Origin of the sequence: Sphingomonas profundi (assembly GCF_009739515.1) — a bacterium.
GTDB classification, from domain to species: Bacteria; Pseudomonadota; Alphaproteobacteria; order Sphingomonadales; family Sphingomonadaceae; genus Alterirhizorhabdus; species Alterirhizorhabdus profundi.
This window is the reverse complement of record NZ_CP046535.1, coordinates 3,018,529-3,035,844: the sequence shown is the minus strand read 5'-3', so window position 1 is coordinate 3,035,844 and position 17,316 is coordinate 3,018,529. Positions and strand designations below refer to the sequence as shown.

Here is a 17,316-nt window from a genome sequence, read left to right as displayed (position 1 = left end):
GCGCGGGGCGGCGGACATGATCGAGCGGACGAGAGGCGGATGGCGGGTCAGGGCGGCCCCAGCCCGCAGGGTGCCGGCATGACCGGCGAGGTGCCCGCCGTCGACACGCCGTGCGAGATCCTGGCGACCGGCCACCAGTTCGCCGAGGCGCCGCGCGAGGGACCGGACGGCGCGCTCTATTCTAGCGACCTGACCGGCGGCGGCCTCTATCGCTGGTACGCGGGCGTCGTCACGGTGGCGCTGGCCGATCGCATGTGGATCGGCGGGTGCGTGATGAATGTGGACGGGCGGCCGATCGTCTCCGGCCGCGGTGGTCTGGCGATCGTGGGCGGGGGCAGGGCCGCGCCGCTGCTGCAGGCGATCGGCGGCGCGGCGGTAAGCGCGATCAACGATATCGAGGCCGATGCGGCGGGCGGGCTCTACGGCGGCACGATCGACTTCACCGCCATCCTGGAAACCGGCGCCCCGCCCGCCCCCGGCCTGTTCTTCCGCCTGGACCCGGACGGCAGCGTCGATGTGCTTCGCGAGGGCGTCGCCGTATCGAACGGCATCGGCTTCAGCCCGGCGGGCGACCTGCTCTACCATTCGGAGAGCGGGGTCGGCGTCTGGGCGTGGACGCATGACGGCCACCGGCCGCGCGATCCGCAGTTGTTCGCGGCGCTGGACGATAGCGACGGCCTGGCCGTGGACGCGGAGGGCGGCGTCTGGGTGGCGCGCTGGCGGGCGGGCGAGCTGCTGCGCTACCGGGCGGATGCCGTGCTCGACCGGCGCATCCGCCTGGCCGCCGTGCCGAACATCGTGAGCCTCACCTTCGCCGGCCCGGACCTGACCGACCTGATCGTCGCGACCGGCGGGGCGGATGCATCGGGCGCGCCGGTGGGCGGCATCGTGCGCATCCGCAGCGACGTGCCCGGGCTGCGGCCGCATGTCGCCCGCTTCGCGTGAGGCGCGCGGGCGGTGGGATGTTGCCCCGCCGGGCGCCATGCGGCTAAGGCCGCAGGATGCCGTTGCGGCGCTGGATCGAGGGTTGCGGATGAGAGCGTGGACGGCAGCCTTCCGGCATGCGCTGTTATGCTGCGGCCTGATCGCGGTCTCACCGGCGATCGGCCAGGCTCCGGCGGCACGGGTGCCGGCGGGGCAGATGCCGGCCGGCCGCATCCCGATCCCGCCGGCGCCGGCCGAACCCGCGCCGTCCAACGAGATCACCGTCACCGGCCGCACCGCCGCCAGCCTGGTCCCGCTGGTCGGCGGCCCGGACTTCATCAGCCCGATGGGCGAGCCGTTCCACTCGCCGGACACGCTCTCCGGCGCCGAGCACTGGTTCGCCCAGGCCGACGAGGACCATAGCGGCGGCATCACCCTCGCTGAGTTCCAGCAGGACGGCGCGCATTTCTTCGCCCGGATCGACAGCGATCATGACGAGGTGATCGGCCCGACCGAGATCGAGCGGTACGAGCGCGACATCGTGCCGGAGATCCACGTGATCAGCACCTATGGCGACCCTTCCAAGATCAAGGTCGATTCGGACGGCAAGGTCACGGATGCGCCCTATCCGGAGCGGCTCGGCGCCGGGCGCTACGGCTTCCTCGCGATACCGGAGCCGATCACCTACGCCGACACCAACCTGGACCGGGGCGTGACGCTGAAGGAGTTCACCCTGGCCGGGGAGAAGCGCTTCAAGCTGCTCGACGCCAATGGCGACGGCGCGATCGTGCGGGACGAGCTGCCCAAGCTGCGCCCGCCCTCCCGCGTGGAGCGCTAGGCCGGATCGACATCGAGCGGGTCAAGTCGATTTCGATCGCATTTGACGCCGGCCGCTGATCCTGAGGAGCCATTGAGCGTGTCGAAATGGCGTCTCGAAGGACACATCGGAAGTCCTTCGAGACGGGTCTTCGCCTCCGCTCAGCCCCTTTTCAGGATGAGCGAACATGCAAGAAGCTGGATGTCGATCCGGCTCAGGCGGCAGCCGGCCCGCTCAGAAGCGATAGCCGACCGTGCCCATCACGTTGCGCGGCGCGCCGACGAAGCAGTCGCCGCGCGGCAGGCAGGAGGCGAAGAACCTGTCGTCGAACAGGTTGGTCGCGTTGATCGCGAAGCGCCACGTGCGCCAGTTCACCTCCGCCAGCGCGTCCACCAGCAGGTTGTCGCCGGTCGTGATCGTCCAGGCCGGGCCGATCGCGGTGCGCTTGCCGGTGTAGCGCGCGCCGGCGCCGATCCGCACGGTGGCCTCATCGCCGACGCGCACCGTCTTGGTCGACCAGAGCGAGGCGTTGTGGCGCGGCAGGAAATCGAAGAACGGCGTGTCGCGCGAGACGAGCTTGTTGTAGCCGTAATTCACCAGCAGCTCGAAATTGCCGGGCAGGGTGCGGTTCGCCTCGAACTCGATGCCCTTGGTGGTCAGCCGGCCCGATTGCGTGACGATCTGGCCCACCCCGGTGAGCGGGCGGTTGCTCTCCTTGATGTGGAAGCCGGTTATGGTGACGAGCGTGTTCGGATCCGGCTGCCACTTCACGCCCGCCTCGAACTGCCGGCCGGTCTGCGGCTTCAGCGGGCTGCCGCTGCCGTCCGGCAAAGTGTTGCCGGTGATCGGCAGGAAGGATTCGGTGTAGCTGAAGAAGGGCGAGATGCCGGCACCGAGCTCGCCGATGATGCCGGCGCGGAAGGTGGTCGCCTTCGCCACCGTGTCCGGCGCGCCATCGGTCCGCACGCGATCCCGCCGGGCGCCGAGCACCACGGAGATGCGATCCCAGAAGCGGATCTGATCCTGCAGGTAGAGGCCGAGCTGCTTCTGCGATTCGCGCGTGGCATATTGATCCAGGGTCGGGATCGTCAGCGCGGCATAGTCGATCGCGTAGATGTCGATCACGTCGAAGCCGAAGCCGCCGCGCTTGCGCACCTCGTTCCAGCTATAGTCGATGCCGGCCAGCAGGGTGTGCTCCACCGCCGCGCCGGTGTGGAAGCGCGCCTGCACGTTGTTGTCGGTCGAGAAGACGTTGAGGCGGGCGACGCTGCCGTCGCTGTAGAGGCCGATCTGGCGGCGGGCGGCATCCAGATAGGGGTTGGTCGGGTTGCTGTAGCTGTCGGTATAATGGGTGAGGTAGGTGAGATCGCTGTCGATGTAGCGGGCCTTGAGGTTGAGGCGGACATTCTCGCCGAAACGCTGCGTCACGCTGCCGCCACCCTGGAGCGAGCGGCCGTCGTAGCGGTCCCATCCGGGCTTGCCGACGAACAGGAAGCGATCGAGCCGGGGGTTCGTGCCGTTCGGCAGCTTCGTGCCGACGACCGGCAGGAATTGCGAGGTCGAGCCGCCATCATCCTCCTGATAGAGGCCGAGCAGGGTGATGTCCGTATCGGGCGTCGGCTGCCAGCGGATCGACGGCGCGAACATCACGCGATCGTCCGGCACGTGATCGACATAGGTGTCCGCATCGCGCGCACGGCCGACGGCGCGCACCGCCAGCGTCTCGCCCAGCGCCAGGTTGACGTCGCCGAGCAGCTCCTTGCGGTTGTAGCTGCCGTAGACGGCGCTGATCTCGCCGCGCGTATCGAAATCGGGCGTCTTGGAGACGAGGTTGACGAGGCCGCCGATCGAGCCCTGGCCGAACAGCACGGACGCCGGCCCGCGCACGATCTCCACCCGCGAGAAATTGTACGGATCGGACGGGATCGTCGCATAATAGCTGAAGATGTCGCGCATGCCGTCGCGGAACTGGAGTGCGTCGATGCCGCGGATCACGAAGCCGTCGACGCGGGTGTCGCGGCCATAGGCATTGGCGGTGATGCCGGCGGCGTAGCGCACCGTATCGCTGATGTTGATCGCCCCCTGCGACAGGAACACGTCGTCCGTGATGACGGTGATCGGCTGCGGCGTCTCGATCAGCGGCGTCTCCGTCTTGGTGCCGGCGAACGTCTGCGTGCGGGTGGCGGTGACGAGGATCGTGTCCGCCCCCGGATCGGCAGCGGCGGCGGCATCGGCATCCGCCATCGGCGCGTCGGCGGCGGCCCAGGCGCACTGCGGCGCGAGCAGGCAGGCGGCGCCCGCGAGCATGATCGTCTTCATTCTTCGTCCCCTTATCCGCTTCGGGGGCGGCGCCTACAACCATTTGCGATGGATTCGCAATAGCACTTGTGGCAACGGCAGCGGGATGGAAGGTACGGGCGATACGGGTGGAGCGGTGAGAACGACGTCTCGATCGGGCAGGTGGATCCGGATCATGCTGGCGGGGCCGGGCGCGGTGATCGTGGCGCTGGCGGTGATGGCGGGCATGACGGCGTGGGTGCCGGGCGGCCGCGCCGGGATCGACAATCTGGTGCTGCCGCTGGTGCTGGTGCCCGCCGTCTGGGCAGCGCTGTTCTTCCACGCCTGTCTCGATCGCCGGCTCTGGCGCGTCGCGGTCGTCGCTCTGGGCCTGCTGGCCGTGCACGGCGCGTTCGTGGCGCATGCCTTCCTCAATCGTCCGCCCGCCGCGGGAAAGGCCGCCTCATGATCCACCTGCCCCGGGAAGAGACCAAGCTGATGGTGGCGGTGCACGGCTGGTCGGGCATCGTGCTCGGCCTGCTGCTCTACGCCGTCGTCCTCACCGGCACGGCGGCGGTGTTCGCCGAGGAAATCGGCGCCTGGTCGGCCGGCCATGTCGAGACGCGATCCGCCTTCACCCGGCCGATCGACCGCGTGGTTCGCGATCTCGCGGCGCGCACCCCCGTCCGCTACCATGAGGGCGTGAACCTGTTCGAGATCGGCGACCACGATCTCGGCGTCTTCTTCCACCGCGACGAGACGGATGCCGGCGGCAGGCTCGTCAGCCGCGGCGTCTACTATCAACTCGATCGCCAGGGCCGCGTCGCCGCCGCCCGGCACGGCACCGGCGAGGAAGTGTTCGGCCCGCGCAACGACGACGCGCTCAGCAGCTTCCTCGTCGATACGCATGTGCGCCTGCACATCCCGAACCCGTGGGGGCTGCTGCTCACCGGCATCCTCGGCCTGGCGATGCTGGTCGCCGCGATCTCCGGCCTGCTGATCCACCGGCACCTGCTGAAGGACATGTTCACGCTGCGCCGCCACGCCAATCCCGTGCTGGTGGATCGCGATCGCCACAGCGTCGCCGGCACGTGGAGTCTGCCGTTCGCCTTCGTGCTGGCGTTCACCGGCAGCTTCTTCTCCTTCTTCGGCACCGTGGGCGTGCCGATCGTGGCGATGGCGGCGTTCGGCGGCGACGTGCAGGCGCTGAGCGAGACGGTGTTCGGCAATCCGGGCAAGCCGGATCCGCGCCCGGCCGCGATGGGCGATCTCGATCGCATCGTGGCGGACGCGATCCGCCGCGCGGGCGACCCGCCGAGCTTCGTCTCGATCGAGAAGTTCGGCCGCGCCGATGCCGAGGTGACGAGCTTCCACCCGCCCCACGCGGGCGACATCGCGCCGGCGACCCTGCTGTACCATGGCGCCACCGGGGCGTTCGATCGCACCAAGCCGGCGATCGGCACCCGCCCATCCGCCGGCGGTACGATGGCGGCGATCATGTCGCCGCTGCACTTCGGCAATTTCGCCGGCATGGTCTCCCGCGCGATCTGGTTCTCGCTGGGTTTCGCGATGTGCTACGTCACCTTGACCGGCCTCAGGCTGTGGCTGGCGCGCCGGCGCGACGGGCCGCGCTCGCTCGACTGGCTCGATCGCGCCGTCTCGGTGGTGGGCTTCGGCCTGCCTCTCGCCCTGCTGGGCGCGGCGGCCGCCTTCCTGATCGCCATGCCGCACGGCGCGGCGGTGTTCTGGACGCCGGCCGCCTTCCTGATCGCCGCCGCCATGGCGATCGCGGGCGGCGTGTTCGCCCGCTCGCGTGCGGGGCTGGACGACGGGCTGCAGCTGGCCATGGGCGTGCTGATGGTTCTGCTGCCGCCGCTGCGCCTGTTCACCGGCGGGCCGGGCTGGGCGATGGCGATCGCGGCCGGCCAGCCGATCATCGCGGCGTGCGATCTCGCCTTCCTGATCGCCGGCGGCTGGGTGCTGTGGCGGGTGCTCGGCCACCGGCTGGCGGGCCGCCCGGCGCTGTCGCTGCAGCCGGCGGAATGACGATGCTGGCGCTGGCGGCGGTCGCCGCATCCGCCGCGCTGATCGTGGCGCTCTGCCTGGGCGATCCCAAGCGCCGCCGGTCCGCGCGGCTGCGGGGCGACGGCCACCGCACCACGACGCGCCGGCTGATCGCCGCCGCCATCTGCGCGCCGGGCGCGATCTGCGTCGTGCGCGGCGATGCCGCCGCCTTCCTGATCTGGCTCGGCGCATGCGGCGTGATCGGGTGGTTCGTCACCTTGTGCTTCGCGCGGCAGCGGAGCGGCGGGTAGGGCGGCTGGAGCGGTTTCGAGGCTACCTGCCGACTCGAAAACCGCTCCGGCCGACCCGACCCGCTTCGGGGCGCCGGGGTTGGGGGCGCCTACCCCGCCGCCGCGTGGGCCAGTGCGGCCAGCAGCAGCAGCGCCACGATGTTGGTGATCTTGATCATCGGGTTCACCGCCGGACCCGCCGTATCCTTGTACGGATCGCCCACGGTGTCGCCGGTGACGGCGGCCTTGTGCGCCTCCGATCCCTTGCCGCCGTGATTGCCGTCCTCGATATATTTCTTCGCATTGTCCCACGCGCCGCCGCCCGACGTCATCGAGATGGCGACGAACAGGCCCGAGACGATCACCCCCAGCAGCAGCGCGCCGAGCGCCGCGAACGCCGATTCCCGATCCGCCACCGCGAGGATGACGAAGTAGACGAGGATCGGCGCCAGCACCGGCAGCAGCGACGGCAGGATCATCTCCTTGATCGCCGCCCGCGTGACGAGATCGACGGTGCGGGCGTAGTTCGGCCGCGAGGTGCCGGCCATGATGCCGGGATTGTCGCGGAACTGAGCGCGCACATCCTCCACCACCGATCCGGCGGCGCGGCCCACCGCCGTCATCCCGAACGCGCCGAAGCTGAACGGCAGCAGCGCGCCCAGCAGCAGGCCGACGATCACATAGGGATTGGACAGCGAGAAGTTGACGACGAGGGTCGGGAAGAACTCCTTGAGGTCGGTCGTGTAGGCGCCGAACAGCACGAGCGCGGCGAGCGCGGCCGAGCCGATCGCATAGCCCTTCGTCACCGCCTTCGTGGTGTTGCCCACCGCATCCAGCGCATCGGTGCGCACGCGCACCTCCGGATCCAGGTCTGCCATCTCGGCGATGCCGCCGGCATTGTCCGTCACCGGGCCGTAGGCGTCGAGCGCCACGACCATGCCGGCCAGCGCCAGCATCGATGTGGCGGCAAAGGCGATGCCGATCACGCCGGCCAGCTGGTAGGCGGCGATCACCGCGATCGATATCGCGATCGTCGGCAGCGCCGGGCTTTCCAGGCTGACGGCCAGGCCCTGGATCACGTTGGTGCCGTGCCCCGTCTCCGACGCCTTGGCGATCGACTTCACCGGGCGGAAGTTGGTGCCGGTATAATATTCGGTGATCCACACCAGCGCGCCGGTGAGGGCGAGACCGATCATCATGCACCAGAACAGGTCCATGCCGGTGAAGCTGGGCGCCGCCGCCGCCACCGCGGCCGGCGCGCCGGTGCCGCCCGCCGCCTCCCGCGCGGTGGCGAGGTTCACGTTCAGATCGCCGAGCGTGTAGAGACTGGCGAAGTAGATCGCCGGCACCGCCAGCCCGACGGACACCCAGAACCCCTTGTAGAGCGCGCCCATGATCGACTGGCCGCGCCCGAGCCGGACGAAATAGGTGCCGATGATCGAGGTGATGATGCACACCCCGCCGACGATCAGCGGCAGGCTCATCAGCCGCGTCAGCTCCGCCGCGGTGCCGCCGATGGAGAGCGCGATCGACACCATCGTCACGCCCAGGGTGACGACATAGGTCTCGAACAGGTCGGCCGCCATGCCGGCGCAGTCGCCGACATTGTCGCCGACATTGTCGGCGATCGTCGCGGGGTTGCGGGGGTCGTCCTCCGGGATGCCCGCCTCCACCTTGCCGACCAGATCGGCGCCGACATCCGCCGCCTTGGTGAAGATGCCGCCGCCGAGCCGCGCGAAGATGGAGATCAGCGACGCGCCGAACGCCAGCGCGACCAGCGCGTCGACGACGACCCGGTCATCGGGCGCCAGCCCCTGCGGGCCGGTGAGATACCAGAAGAACAGGGAGATGGAGAGCAGCCCCAGCCCCGCCACCAGCATGCCGGTGACGGCGCCCGAGCGGAACGCCATGGTGAGGCCGCCCTGCAGCGATGTGCGCGCCGCCTCCGCCGTGCGGACGTTCGCCTTCACCGACACGTTCATGCCGACGAAGCCGGTCGCGCCGGACAGCAGCGCGCCGAGGATGAAGCCGATCGCGGACGTGCCGCCGAGAAAGTAGAAGACCAGCGCCGCCATCACGATGCCGACGATCGCGATGGTGCGGTACTGGCGGGCCAGATAGGCGCGGGCGCCTTCCTGGATGGCGGCGGCGATATCCTGCATGCGGGCGCTGCCGGGCGAGGCCGCGAGCACCTGGCGGCTCGTGACGAGCCCGTAGACGATGGCGATCAGACCGCACGCGATCGCCCAGTAGACGATTGGCATCCTCATTCCCCTTGTTCTTCGTCCGTCGCGGCCGAAACATGACGCAGAGGAACAGGGCCGTGCGGTTGGCGCGGAACATGCGGGGGTAAAAGGAGTTTGGCAAGCCGCCCGGCGGCAACCGCCTATTTGGGGCGCGGCTCCGTCAGCGTCTCGCCGGACATGTGGAGCCGGCCGGCGCGGCGGGCGCGCAGCGCCTCGCACAGCGTGCGGGCCGCGTTCCGCACCTCCTGCTGGATGGCGTCGTCGGCGTCCAGCTCCTCGTGGCTGGTCGCATAGGGCTTCCAGTAGCCGATATAGCGATCCAGTTCCGCCGAGGCGCCGGCGCTCTCCATGTGCATGAAGCGCATCCAGTCGCTGAGGGCGCGGCGGACGTTCTCCGCGCCTTCCACATCGCCGTGGACGACGACGGAGAACAGCCGGCCCTTCAGGTGCCGCGGATAGTTCCAGCCCTTCAGCTCCTCGCGCTTGGCCTCCTTGGCCTCCTTGCCGTGGGTCAGCGACGGATCGGGATTGCCGCCGTCGGCGCAGACCAGCCGGTCCATCATCAGCTTCAGGGGCGAGGTGGGGCTGTACCAGTTGACCGGCGTGACGATCATCACACCGTGCGCCTCCACCCACTTGGGGTAGATCTCGTTCATCACGTCCTGCGTCTGGCCCAGCGAGTAGTTGGGATAGCAGGAACAGGGCCAGTGGCAGAGCGCGGCGGCGGTGGAGAAGCACGCCTTGCAGGGGTGGATGTTGACGCCATATTCCGAGGCGAGGCGGCTGAGATCGAGGAACTCGGTGGCGATGCCGGCCTCCTCCAGTACCTCGCGCGCCAGCTGCACCAGCCGCCACGACTTGGAGAGTTCGCCGGGGCAGGTATGCTCGGAACGGGGCGAGCCGTTGATCAGCAGCACCCGCAGTGGCCCGGCCGCGTCGTCGTGGCGCAGCGTGGCCCGATCGATCGCCTCCTTTGCCGCGATCCAGTCCAGCGCCAGCTCATAGTCGGGATCGGCGAAGCCCGGCCCGGCCTTGCGCGTCTTCGGGCTCTTGCGCTCATGGGCATAGGCGTCCCACGCGGCATCGGCGACACGGTCCAGCTCGGCGCCGAGGGGAGCGAAGGCATCGTCCTGGAACTGGGAGCGGAAACGCCGCTTGAACTCCGCCTCGTCCAGGCGCGGGCTGGCCGATCCCTTGCGCGGCTCGGGCGCCAGGACGGTGCCCGTCAGCCGCTGTGCGATATCCTTGACCCGCATGTCTCGCTCTCCCGGCGGTAATGATCTGGCGGTGCGTGCCGGCCTCAGAGCTTGAACGAGAACAGCTCGGTGCGGATCGAGGGCGGCGCGCCGGGGGTGAACCATTGCGTGTCCTGGATGTGGCTCGCGGTGACGTAGATCGTCCCGTCCGGCCCCTCGGAGAAGGTGTCGGGCCAGCGCAGGCGCTTGTCCTTCAGCACCGTCTCCACCTTCGTCCCGTTCAGCCGGGTGATCGAATAGTTGCCGGGCGAGGTGATGTAGAGCACGCCGGCCTTGCTCATCCAGAGACCGTCGGCGACGTGCGTCGTCGCGACCGTCTTCACCGCCGCGGCGCGATCGGCCTCGCTCACGTCGGGCCGCAGCCGGGCTGTGTCGATCGCGTAGAGCGTCTTGCCGGTGAGCGCCTGCCAGTAGAGCGTCCTGCCGTCGTTCGAGATGGCGATGCCGTCCGACGCGAAGGCGGGCTGGCGTCCGTCCGGGCGGAGCAGGGGCTTGCCGTCTATCTCCACCGTCACCTTCTTGTCGATCTGGGTGAAGGGGTGGCCGTCCAGCGCACGGAAGGCCTTGCCGCTCTCGAGATCGACGACGATGATTGCGCCGCGCGTGCCGCTGTCGGTGATGTAGCCGATCCGTCCGTCCGGCGAGAAGCGGATGTCGTTCAGGTAGGTGCCCTGCAACGCCACGTCGGCCGGCACCGCGATCACCTTCGTCACCCGGTCGGTCGCGAGATCGATGCGGACGAGCTTGGGCGCGCCCTCCAATATCTTCTCGTTGCCGGGCGCGCCGGGATCGAGCACCCAGAGGTTGCCGTGCCCGTCCGGCACGATCGACTGGACGCAGACGAAGTGATCGCCGACCGGCAGCTCGTTGGCCTTGGCGTTGCGCCAGCTGTTCCACTTCGCATCTGGATAGGGCGCGAGCGAACCGTCCTTGCGGATCTCGGCGACGGAGATCGGCGCATCGTCCGTCCAGCGCGGGAAGTTGACGAAGCGCCGGCCGTCGGCCGTCACGGCGACGCCGGTCGCCTGATGATCGAAGCGCGCGACCTGGGTCAGCGGGCCGCGCGTCTGCGCGACGGCGGTGGCACCGGCGGTAACGGCGGCGATGGCGCCGGCCGCGGCGAGGCCGACGAGATAGGGTTTGGCTTTCTTCACGATCAGGCTCCGGTCGTTCATGTCTAAAAGGGTGGCGGGATCGCCGGCGAATAGCGCGGTAAGGTGGCGGGACACCGCGTCCGGCGCCTCCCGCTGGGCGAAGTGGCCGACGCCGGAGAGGGTGACGAAGGCGAACGGCCCGGCGAACTTCGCCGGCACGTCCTTTGCCGCCGATGGCGGGTTCACCCCGTCCACCGCGCCCTGCACGTAGATGGCGGGCAGCGACAGGGTGGCGGTCTCCCTGACCTTCTCCTCCAGCCAGCGGCTGGCGGGATCGGGCTCCGCCTCGTCCCAGCGGGCGCGGTAGCTGTGCAGGGTGATGTCGGCCCAGTCCGGCGCCTCGAACGAGCGGGCGACGCGCTCGAATGTCGTCTCGTCGAACCAGCCGGGCGGCGACCAGTTGACCCAGTGGATGTGGGCGAAGCCCTTGCGATCGTCGCGCACCGCCTGCGCGCCGCGCGCCGTCGCCATGAACCAGTGATACCATTGCCGCTGCGCCTGTTCGAACGGCGGCGTCGGCATACCGCCGAGACGCGGCGGGGTGCAGAGCATCGCCATCCGCTCGATCCGCTCCGGCCAGCCGACGGCCATGGCCTCCGCGGCGTTCGCGCCCCAGTCATGCCCCGCCACCATGAAGCGGTCGATGCCAAGGCCGTCCATCAGGGCGATCATGTCCATCGCCAGGATCGCGCTGTTGCCGGTGCGTGGGCCATCGCCGACGAAGCGCGTTTCGCCGAAGCCGCGCAGGGTGGGCACGATCGTCCGCAGGCCGGCCTCGTTCAGCGCCGGCACCACCTCGTCCCAGGTGGAGGCGTCGTCCGGCCAACCGTGGATCAGCAGCACGGCCGGGCCGTCGCGCGGGCCGGCGTCGCGATAGGCGATTTCGAGCGTGTCGGTCGTCAGGAAGGGCATGGCAGGGCTCGTAACGTCGGGAAGGGGCGGGCGGGTGCGCGGCATGCGCACCCGCCCGATCTTGGCTCAGGCCGCGATCACATCTTCATCAGCATCGCGATATGATCCTGCACTACGGGCACGATCGTGGCGGCGGTGGCCTTCAGCGCCGGCGCGGTGCCGCCTGCCGCATAGGCCTGCTGCACCGCCAGCGCCTGGCCGTGCGCGACCTTCTGCTGGGCGATGTAGGCGGCATCGCGCGCCGGCCCGGTCTCCGCCTTCAGCTGGGCGATCATCTCCGCCTGCGCGGGCATCAGCGCCGGCGGCGCGGCCTTCACCTTCGACTTGGCGGCGGCCGCCTTCACGTCCGCCGTGCTCTTGGCGTGCGCGCTCACCATCATCGTCGCGAAGGAGCGGACGTTGGGATCGGCGGTGGTCTCCAGCACGATCTGGCTGGATTGCCGCTCGTACAGGTCGCTGGCGCCGGCGGTGGCGACGTATTCGGCGGGCGTCATCGCCTGCGCCAGCAGCGGGGTGGCGGTGGTGCTGGCGGCGATTGCCGCGACGAGCAGATGCACTCTCATGATCGGGTTCCTCCTGATTGCGGGGTTCACTTGATCGCCGGGTCACTTGGCCTTGTCGAAGGCCTTCTTCAGCTGGCCGAAGGCGTATTGCTCGGCATCGTAGGCGCCGCGCACCACTGGCCCCATGCCGAAGAACTCGTGCGTCACGCCGGGGAAGGTGCGCTGCTCCACCTTGTCGCCGGCGGCGCGCATCGCCTGCGCCAGCGTCTCGCCATCCGAGCGGAGCGGATCGATCTGGGCGTTGACGATCGTCGTCGGCGGCAGGCCGCGCAGGTTCGCCTTCACCAGATTGACGCGCGGATCCATCTGATCGGCCATCGTCTTCGAGTAGTAATAGCCGAACCACGGCAGCATCGCGCCGTTCAGCGGCTTGGCGTTGGCGCTGTCCATGCGAGAGGGCAGCGTCTTGGCGCTGTTCGCGATGGGGTAGACCGACAGGATGTGAACGGGCGCCGCCAAGCCATTGTCCCGCGCGTAGATGGCGGTGGCGACGGCCAGGTTGCCGCCGGCGCTCTCGCCCGCCAGCGCGATCTTCGCCGGATCGCCACCCCATGACGCGGCGTTCTGCAGCACCCAGCGATAGGCGGCCGCCGCATCCTCATGCTGCGCCGGGAACTTGAACTCCGGCGCGTGGCGATACTCGACCGACACGACGATCGCGTTCAGCTGCTTGGCCATCAGCCGGGGCGCGGCATCGTAGGTGTTCACGTCGGCGATCACCCAGCCGCCGCCATGATAATAGACGATCACGGGCAGCGGCGTGGCCGCGTTCGCCGCCGCCGGCTTGTAGATGCGGCCGAACTGCATCGGATCGTCGCCATAGGGCTTGTCCATCGTGACCACCGCCGGGTCCGGCGCGGTCGACATGCCCTTCGCCCGCATCACCGCCTTCGCGCCATCGGCGGCGGAGGGCTGGATGCGCGCCTTGACCGGCGTCAGCGTCTCGATCGGCTTCGGGCCGAGCGCGGCGATCGCGTCCAGCACCGCCTGCATGTCGGCGGCGGCGGGCGCCGGCGCGGTCGCCGTCTTTGCCGGCGGGGGCGGCGGGGCCGCGTTGGTGGAGGTGGCGGATTGCGCGAAGGCGCCGGTGCCGGCCGCCAGAAGCCCAGTCAGCGCTATCGTGCGCGCGAAGTCCCTTACCTGCATCATCGCCATTCCCTCCTGTTGACAAATGGTTAGCCCCAGAACCGTCGTCGGACGGGATGTTTCCCAACATTACGCGCGCATGCCCGCGCAACCGGGAATAAGACCGGGGACAGGTGGGTGCGGGGAAGGCGCGCGGTGGCGGGTGAGCCTGCGGGGTCGGGGTCAGCGCGTCTCCGCCGACAGCCTGCTCATCAGGATCGCGGCGCGCTTGGCCTGGCGGGGGATGCTGGCGAGGTCCACCGTCTCGCCCGGCGCATGATCGCCGCGGCTGGCGGTGCCCAGGCCGACGAGCCCGTCGACGTCCGCCGCCACGAACGAGATGTCGCCGGCGCCGCGCCGTAGCGGATCGAGCGGCGGCATCTCGGCGAGGCCCAGGTCGCGGTTGATGCCGTTCAGCCGCGCCAGCAGCGCGCGGTTGCCCGCCGTTGGCGCCATCGCCGGATAGCCGCCGGGATCGAAGGCGATCCGCGCATCTGTGCCCGGCGCATGCGCGGCGACGATCGCCTGCATCTTCGCCTTCACCCGCCGGGTCTGCTCTTCCGACAGGGTGCGGAAATCGCCGCGCGCCACGGCGGTAGCGGGGATCACGTTCGTCTTGCCCGTGGCGCTGGCGCGCACGCCGTCCGGATCGAGCGTGGCGGTGGCGCCGCCGGCGATCAGGCCGACGTTGAACGTCAGGTTCGGCTCGGGCAGTTGCGTGCGGAACGCGGTGACGATGCGGGCCAGCTCGTTGATCGCGCCGTCGCCATGTTCGAGGTTGAAGATCAGCGAGGAGTGGCCGGTCCGCCCCGTGGCGGTCAGCGCCCAGCTGTTCGAGGACCGGCGCGCGATGGACCCCATGTCGCGCCCCTGCTCCACCACGAGCCCTTCGAAATCCAGCGCCGCGTCCGCCCGCTTCCCCGCCGCCACCAGATCGGCGCGGGCGACGTCGATCGGATCGCCGGCATCCTCCTCGTCGCCGGTCAGCACGATCTCGATATTGGCACTTGCCAGCGTGCCCGCCGCCTTCATCGCCCGCAGCGCACCGAGCATCACGACCATGCCGCCCTTGTCGTCGCCGGCGCCCGGCCCTTCGGCCTGATCGCCGCGACGCACGAAGCGCTGGAACGGCGAGTCCTTCTCGAACACCGTATCGAGGTGGCCGATCAGCAGCAGCCGCTTCGCGCCGGGCTTGCCCTTGTGGATCGCGATCAGGTGGCCGGCGCGCTTGGTGGAGGCCATCGGCCGCCACGTCACGGCGAAGCCCAGCGGCTCCAGCTCCGCGCGCATCATGCGGCCCACGGCCTCCACGCCGGCGAGGTTCATCGTGCCGCTGTTCACGTCCACCAGCCGCTGGAGGAGGGCGATCGAGCGTTCCTGCTCCGCATCCACCACAGCGGCGATCCGCCTCTCGGCCGGCGAGAGCGCCGCCGGCGCGGGTGCCGCGAGGAGGGCGGCGGCGATGAGGGCGAGGAAGCGCATGCGGCGATGGTAGCGCAAGGATGGCCGATGTCACCCTTGCCTTCGCCCGGGATCAGGTGCGCAGGCGGTAGCCGGTGCGGAAGATCCAGGTGATCGCCGCGATGCAGCCGAGCATGAACAGCAGGGTCAGCCCCGCGCTCAGCCGGATGTCCACGTCGCTGGTGCCGTAGAAGGCCCAGCGGAAGCCGTTCACCAGATAGACGATCGGGTTGAACATCGTGATCGTGCGCCACGGCTGGGGCAGCATGTCGATCGAGTAGAAGGTGCCGCCCAGGAACGTCAGCGGCGTCACCACCATCAGCGGCACCACCTGCAATTTCTCGAACCCGTCCGCCCACAGGCCGAGGATGAAGCCGAACAGGCAGAAGCTCACCGCGATCAGCAGCAGGAAGGCCGCCGCCCACACCGGGTGAACGATATGGAACGGCACGAACAGGCGCGCCGTCGCCAGGATGATGAGGGCGAGGATCACCGATTTGGTCGCCGCCGCGCCGATATAGCCGAGCAGGATCTCCACCGTGCCGACCGGGGCCGAGAGCAGCTCGTAGATCGTGCCGGTGAAGCGCGGCAGGTAGATGCCGAACGAGGCGTTGGCGATGCTCTCCGACAGGATCGTCAGCAGCATCAGGCCGGGGATGATGAAGGCGCCGTACGGCACGCCGCCCACCTCCTGCATGCGGCTGCCGATCGCCGAGCCGAACACGATGAAGTAGAGCGAGGTCGTCAGCACCGGCGTGAAGAGGCTCTGGAACAGGGTGCGCCAGGTGCGCGCCAGCTCGAACATGTAAAGCGCCCGCGCCGCCCGCCAGTTCATGCCCGCCGCTCCACCAGATCGATGAAGATGTCCTCCAGCGAGCTGCGCCGCGCATCGAGCGTGCGATAGTCGATGTCGAGCTCGTCCAGGCGGCGGACGAGGGCGGCCAGGCCGCGCACCTCCGCCTCCCCGGCGGTGATGGTATAGGCCAGCGTGCAGCCCTCGTCCTCCAGCGAAAGCGGCCAGTCCACCAGATCGGCCGGCAGCGCATCGAGCGGGCGGGCGAGGGCGAAGCGCGCCTCCGTGCGGCCCAGCTTCGCCAGCAGCGCCTGCTTCTCCTCCACCAGGATGATCTCGCCCTTGTCGATCACGCCGATGCGGTCGGCCATCTCCTCGGCCTCCTCGATATAATGGGTCGTGAGGATGATCGTGACGCCGTCGTCGCGTAAGCTGCCGATCAGCTTCCACATGTCGCGGCGCAGCTCCACGTCCACGCCGGCGGTCGGCTCGTCGAGGAACAGGATGTCGGGCTCGTGCGCCAGCGCCTTGGCAATCAGCACGCGGCGCTTCATGCCGCCGGAAAGCTCCATGATCTTGGCGTCGCGCTTGTCCCACAGCGAGAGCGAGCGCAGCACCCGCTCCACCACCGCCGGATCCTTGCGCTTGCCGAACAGCCCGCGCGAGAAGGCGACGGTGTGCGCGACATGCTCGAACATGTCGGTGGCGAGTTCCTGCGGCACGAGCCCGATGCGCGCGCGCACCTTGCGCGGATTCGCGGCGATATCGATGCCCTCCACCGTCATCGTGCCGCCGGTGGGCCGCACGAGCCCGCAGACGGCGCCGATCAGCGTCGTCTTGCCGGCGCCGTTCGGCCCGAGCAGGGCGAAGATCTCGCCGCGGCGGATCTCCAGATCCACCGATTTCAGCGCCTGGTGGCCGCCTGCATAGGTCTTCGACAGGCCGGCTAGGGAGAGGATGGTCGACACGCGGCGGACCATGCCCGGCCGACACGGCGGCGTCTACCGCGCCGCGGTTTCCGCTTGTGCGGCGTGCCGGTGACGCGCGAGATTGCGGGAAAGCGGAAGGAGAGGCGGATGCCGGGCGATCGTGAGGGCCGGATGCTGCGCTGGCTGTTCCTCGGCGCCGGCGTGTACGGGCTGCTGGCCGTCGCCCCGCTGTGGCTGCGGCCGGCGGGCGCCGATGGCGCCGCCGCCTTCTTCCGCTACGCCTTTGCGGGCGCCGCCGGCGCGACGCAATTGCTCTACCTCGCGATCGGCAGCGACTTCCGCCGCTTCCGCCCGCTGATCTGGGTCGGCGTGGCGAGCAAGCTCTCCTTCGCCATCCCCTGCCTGCTGCTAATCGGCGAAGGTCGTTTGGACCCCGCCATGCTGCCCTTCGCGATCATCGACCTGCTGCTGGCGGCGGCGTTCGCGGCGGCGTCGGCGATGACGCGGCGTGGCTGAGCCGTAACGAAAAAGACCCGCCTCTCCCGGTTGAGAGGCGGGTCTTTCT

At 69.6% G+C, this 17,316-nt stretch carries 15 protein-coding genes; 6 read left to right on the top strand and 9 right to left on the bottom strand.

The window, feature by feature from the left end; all coding sequences use genetic code 11:
* The first annotated feature begins 39 nt into the window (after positions 1 to 39).
* Both GNT64_RS14490 and GNT64_RS14485 read left to right on the top strand, forming a co-directional pair.
* Positions 40 to 945: an SMP-30/gluconolactonase/LRE family protein gene (locus GNT64_RS14490; RefSeq protein WP_156680166.1), complete on the top strand. Its 906-nt coding sequence runs from the start codon at positions 40 to 42 to the stop codon at positions 943 to 945.
* Positions 946 to 1,033: 88 nt separating this feature from the next.
* Positions 1,034 to 1,762 carry an EF-hand domain-containing protein gene (locus tag GNT64_RS14485; RefSeq protein ID WP_197276999.1) on the top strand — a complete coding sequence of 243 codons (729 nt, stop codon included), beginning with the start codon at positions 1,034 to 1,036 and terminating at the stop codon, positions 1,760 to 1,762.
* A 213-nt stretch (positions 1,763 to 1,975) separates the two neighbouring features.
* On the opposite strand, the gene GNT64_RS14480 is transcribed toward GNT64_RS14485, so the two are convergent.
* Complete coding sequence (locus GNT64_RS14480; RefSeq protein WP_231639022.1) at positions 1,976 to 4,060, bottom strand: TonB-dependent siderophore receptor; 2,085 nt, start codon at positions 4,058 to 4,060, stop codon at positions 1,976 to 1,978.
* Between the two features lie 154 nt (positions 4,061 to 4,214).
* On the opposite strand from GNT64_RS14480, the gene GNT64_RS14475 reads away from it, so the two are divergent.
* From GNT64_RS14475 to GNT64_RS14465, 3 genes are read left to right on the top strand one after another with little or no spacing between them, the layout of a single operon-like run.
* Positions 4,215 to 4,487, top strand: a complete 273-nt coding sequence (locus GNT64_RS14475; RefSeq protein WP_231639021.1) for a hypothetical protein — start codon at positions 4,215 to 4,217, stop codon at positions 4,485 to 4,487.
* On the top strand, positions 4,484 to 6,064 hold the full coding sequence (locus tag GNT64_RS14470; protein WP_156680164.1) for a PepSY-associated TM helix domain-containing protein: 1,581 nt from the start codon (positions 4,484 to 4,486) through the stop codon (positions 6,062 to 6,064). Before GNT64_RS14475 ends, GNT64_RS14470 begins: the two co-directional genes overlap by 4 nt.
* Positions 6,061 to 6,333, top strand: a complete 273-nt coding sequence (locus GNT64_RS14465; RefSeq protein ID WP_156680163.1) for a hypothetical protein — start codon at positions 6,061 to 6,063, stop codon at positions 6,331 to 6,333. The genes GNT64_RS14470 and GNT64_RS14465 overlap by 4 nt, the downstream gene beginning before the upstream one ends.
* Positions 6,334 to 6,422: 89 nt before the next feature.
* Here GNT64_RS14465 and GNT64_RS14460 read toward each other — a convergent pair whose 3' ends face one another.
* The 8 genes from GNT64_RS14460 to GNT64_RS14425 form a co-directional block, all read right to left on the bottom strand.
* Positions 6,423 to 8,576 (bottom strand): sodium-translocating pyrophosphatase, encoded by a 2,154-nt coding sequence (locus tag GNT64_RS14460; RefSeq protein WP_156681657.1) that lies wholly within the window; start codon positions 8,574 to 8,576, stop codon positions 6,423 to 6,425.
* Between the two features lie 122 nt (positions 8,577 to 8,698).
* Positions 8,699 to 9,814, bottom strand: a complete 1,116-nt coding sequence (locus GNT64_RS14455) for a flavodoxin family protein (protein WP_156680162.1) — start codon at positions 9,812 to 9,814, stop codon at positions 8,699 to 8,701.
* Between the two features lie 44 nt (positions 9,815 to 9,858).
* Entirely contained in the window at positions 9,859 to 11,880 is a 2,022-nt protein-coding gene (locus GNT64_RS14450) for an L-dopachrome tautomerase-related protein (RefSeq protein WP_156680161.1), read from the bottom strand.
* A gap of 77 nt (positions 11,881 to 11,957) precedes the next feature.
* Complete coding sequence (locus GNT64_RS14445; RefSeq protein ID WP_231639020.1) at positions 11,958 to 12,443, bottom strand: DUF4142 domain-containing protein; 486 nt, start codon at positions 12,441 to 12,443, stop codon at positions 11,958 to 11,960.
* A gap of 42 nt (positions 12,444 to 12,485) precedes the next feature.
* Entirely contained in the window at positions 12,486 to 13,592 is a 1,107-nt protein-coding gene (locus tag GNT64_RS14440) for an alpha/beta hydrolase (protein ID WP_231639019.1), read from the bottom strand.
* Positions 13,593 to 13,751: 159 nt separating this feature from the next.
* On the bottom strand, positions 13,752 to 15,050 hold the full coding sequence (locus tag GNT64_RS14435; protein WP_156680160.1) for a M20/M25/M40 family metallo-hydrolase: 1,299 nt from the start codon (positions 15,048 to 15,050) through the stop codon (positions 13,752 to 13,754).
* A 52-nt stretch (positions 15,051 to 15,102) separates the two neighbouring features.
* Positions 15,103 to 15,864: an ABC transporter permease gene (locus GNT64_RS14430; protein WP_156680159.1), complete on the bottom strand. Its 762-nt coding sequence runs from the start codon at positions 15,862 to 15,864 to the stop codon at positions 15,103 to 15,105.
* Complete coding sequence (locus GNT64_RS14425; RefSeq protein WP_156681654.1) at positions 15,861 to 16,790, bottom strand: ABC transporter ATP-binding protein; 930 nt, start codon at positions 16,788 to 16,790, stop codon at positions 15,861 to 15,863. The genes GNT64_RS14430 and GNT64_RS14425 overlap by 4 nt, the downstream gene beginning before the upstream one ends.
* 108 nt (positions 16,791 to 16,898) lie before the next feature.
* On the opposite strand from GNT64_RS14425, the gene GNT64_RS14420 reads away from it, so the two are divergent.
* Entirely contained in the window at positions 16,899 to 17,267 is a 369-nt protein-coding gene (locus tag GNT64_RS14420; protein ID WP_156680158.1) for a hypothetical protein, read from the top strand.
* Positions 17,268 to 17,316: the final 49 nt, after the last annotated feature.

Coding starts and splice junctions, on each gene's coding strand:
- GNT64_RS14490 (WP_156680166.1), top strand. CDS start 40: ATGGCGGGTCAGGGCGGCCCCAGCCCGCAGGGTGCCGGCATGACCGGC.
- GNT64_RS14485 (WP_197276999.1), top strand. CDS start 1,034: ATGAGAGCGTGGACGGCAGCCTTCCGGCATGCGCTGTTATGCTGCGGC.
- GNT64_RS14480 (WP_231639022.1), bottom strand. CDS start 4,060: ATGAAGACGATCATGCTCGCGGGCGCCGCCTGCCTGCTCGCGCCGCAG.
- GNT64_RS14475 (WP_231639021.1), top strand. CDS start 4,215: ATGCTGGCGGGGCCGGGCGCGGTGATCGTGGCGCTGGCGGTGATGGCG.
- GNT64_RS14470 (WP_156680164.1), top strand. CDS start 4,484: ATGATCCACCTGCCCCGGGAAGAGACCAAGCTGATGGTGGCGGTGCAC.
- GNT64_RS14465 (WP_156680163.1), top strand. CDS start 6,061: ATGACGATGCTGGCGCTGGCGGCGGTCGCCGCATCCGCCGCGCTGATC.
- GNT64_RS14460 (WP_156681657.1), bottom strand. CDS start 8,576: ATGCCAATCGTCTACTGGGCGATCGCGTGCGGTCTGATCGCCATCGTC.
- GNT64_RS14455 (WP_156680162.1), bottom strand. CDS start 9,814: ATGCGGGTCAAGGATATCGCACAGCGGCTGACGGGCACCGTCCTGGCG.
- GNT64_RS14450 (WP_156680161.1), bottom strand. CDS start 11,880: ATGCCCTTCCTGACGACCGACACGCTCGAAATCGCCTATCGCGACGCC.
- GNT64_RS14445 (WP_231639020.1), bottom strand. CDS start 12,443: ATGAGAGTGCATCTGCTCGTCGCGGCAATCGCCGCCAGCACCACCGCC.
- GNT64_RS14440 (WP_231639019.1), bottom strand. CDS start 13,592: ATGATGCAGGTAAGGGACTTCGCGCGCACGATAGCGCTGACTGGGCTT.
- GNT64_RS14435 (WP_156680160.1), bottom strand. CDS start 15,050: ATGCGCTTCCTCGCCCTCATCGCCGCCGCCCTCCTCGCGGCACCCGCG.
- GNT64_RS14430 (WP_156680159.1), bottom strand. CDS start 15,864: ATGAACTGGCGGGCGGCGCGGGCGCTTTACATGTTCGAGCTGGCGCGC.
- GNT64_RS14420 (WP_156680158.1), top strand. CDS start 16,899: ATGCCGGGCGATCGTGAGGGCCGGATGCTGCGCTGGCTGTTCCTCGGC.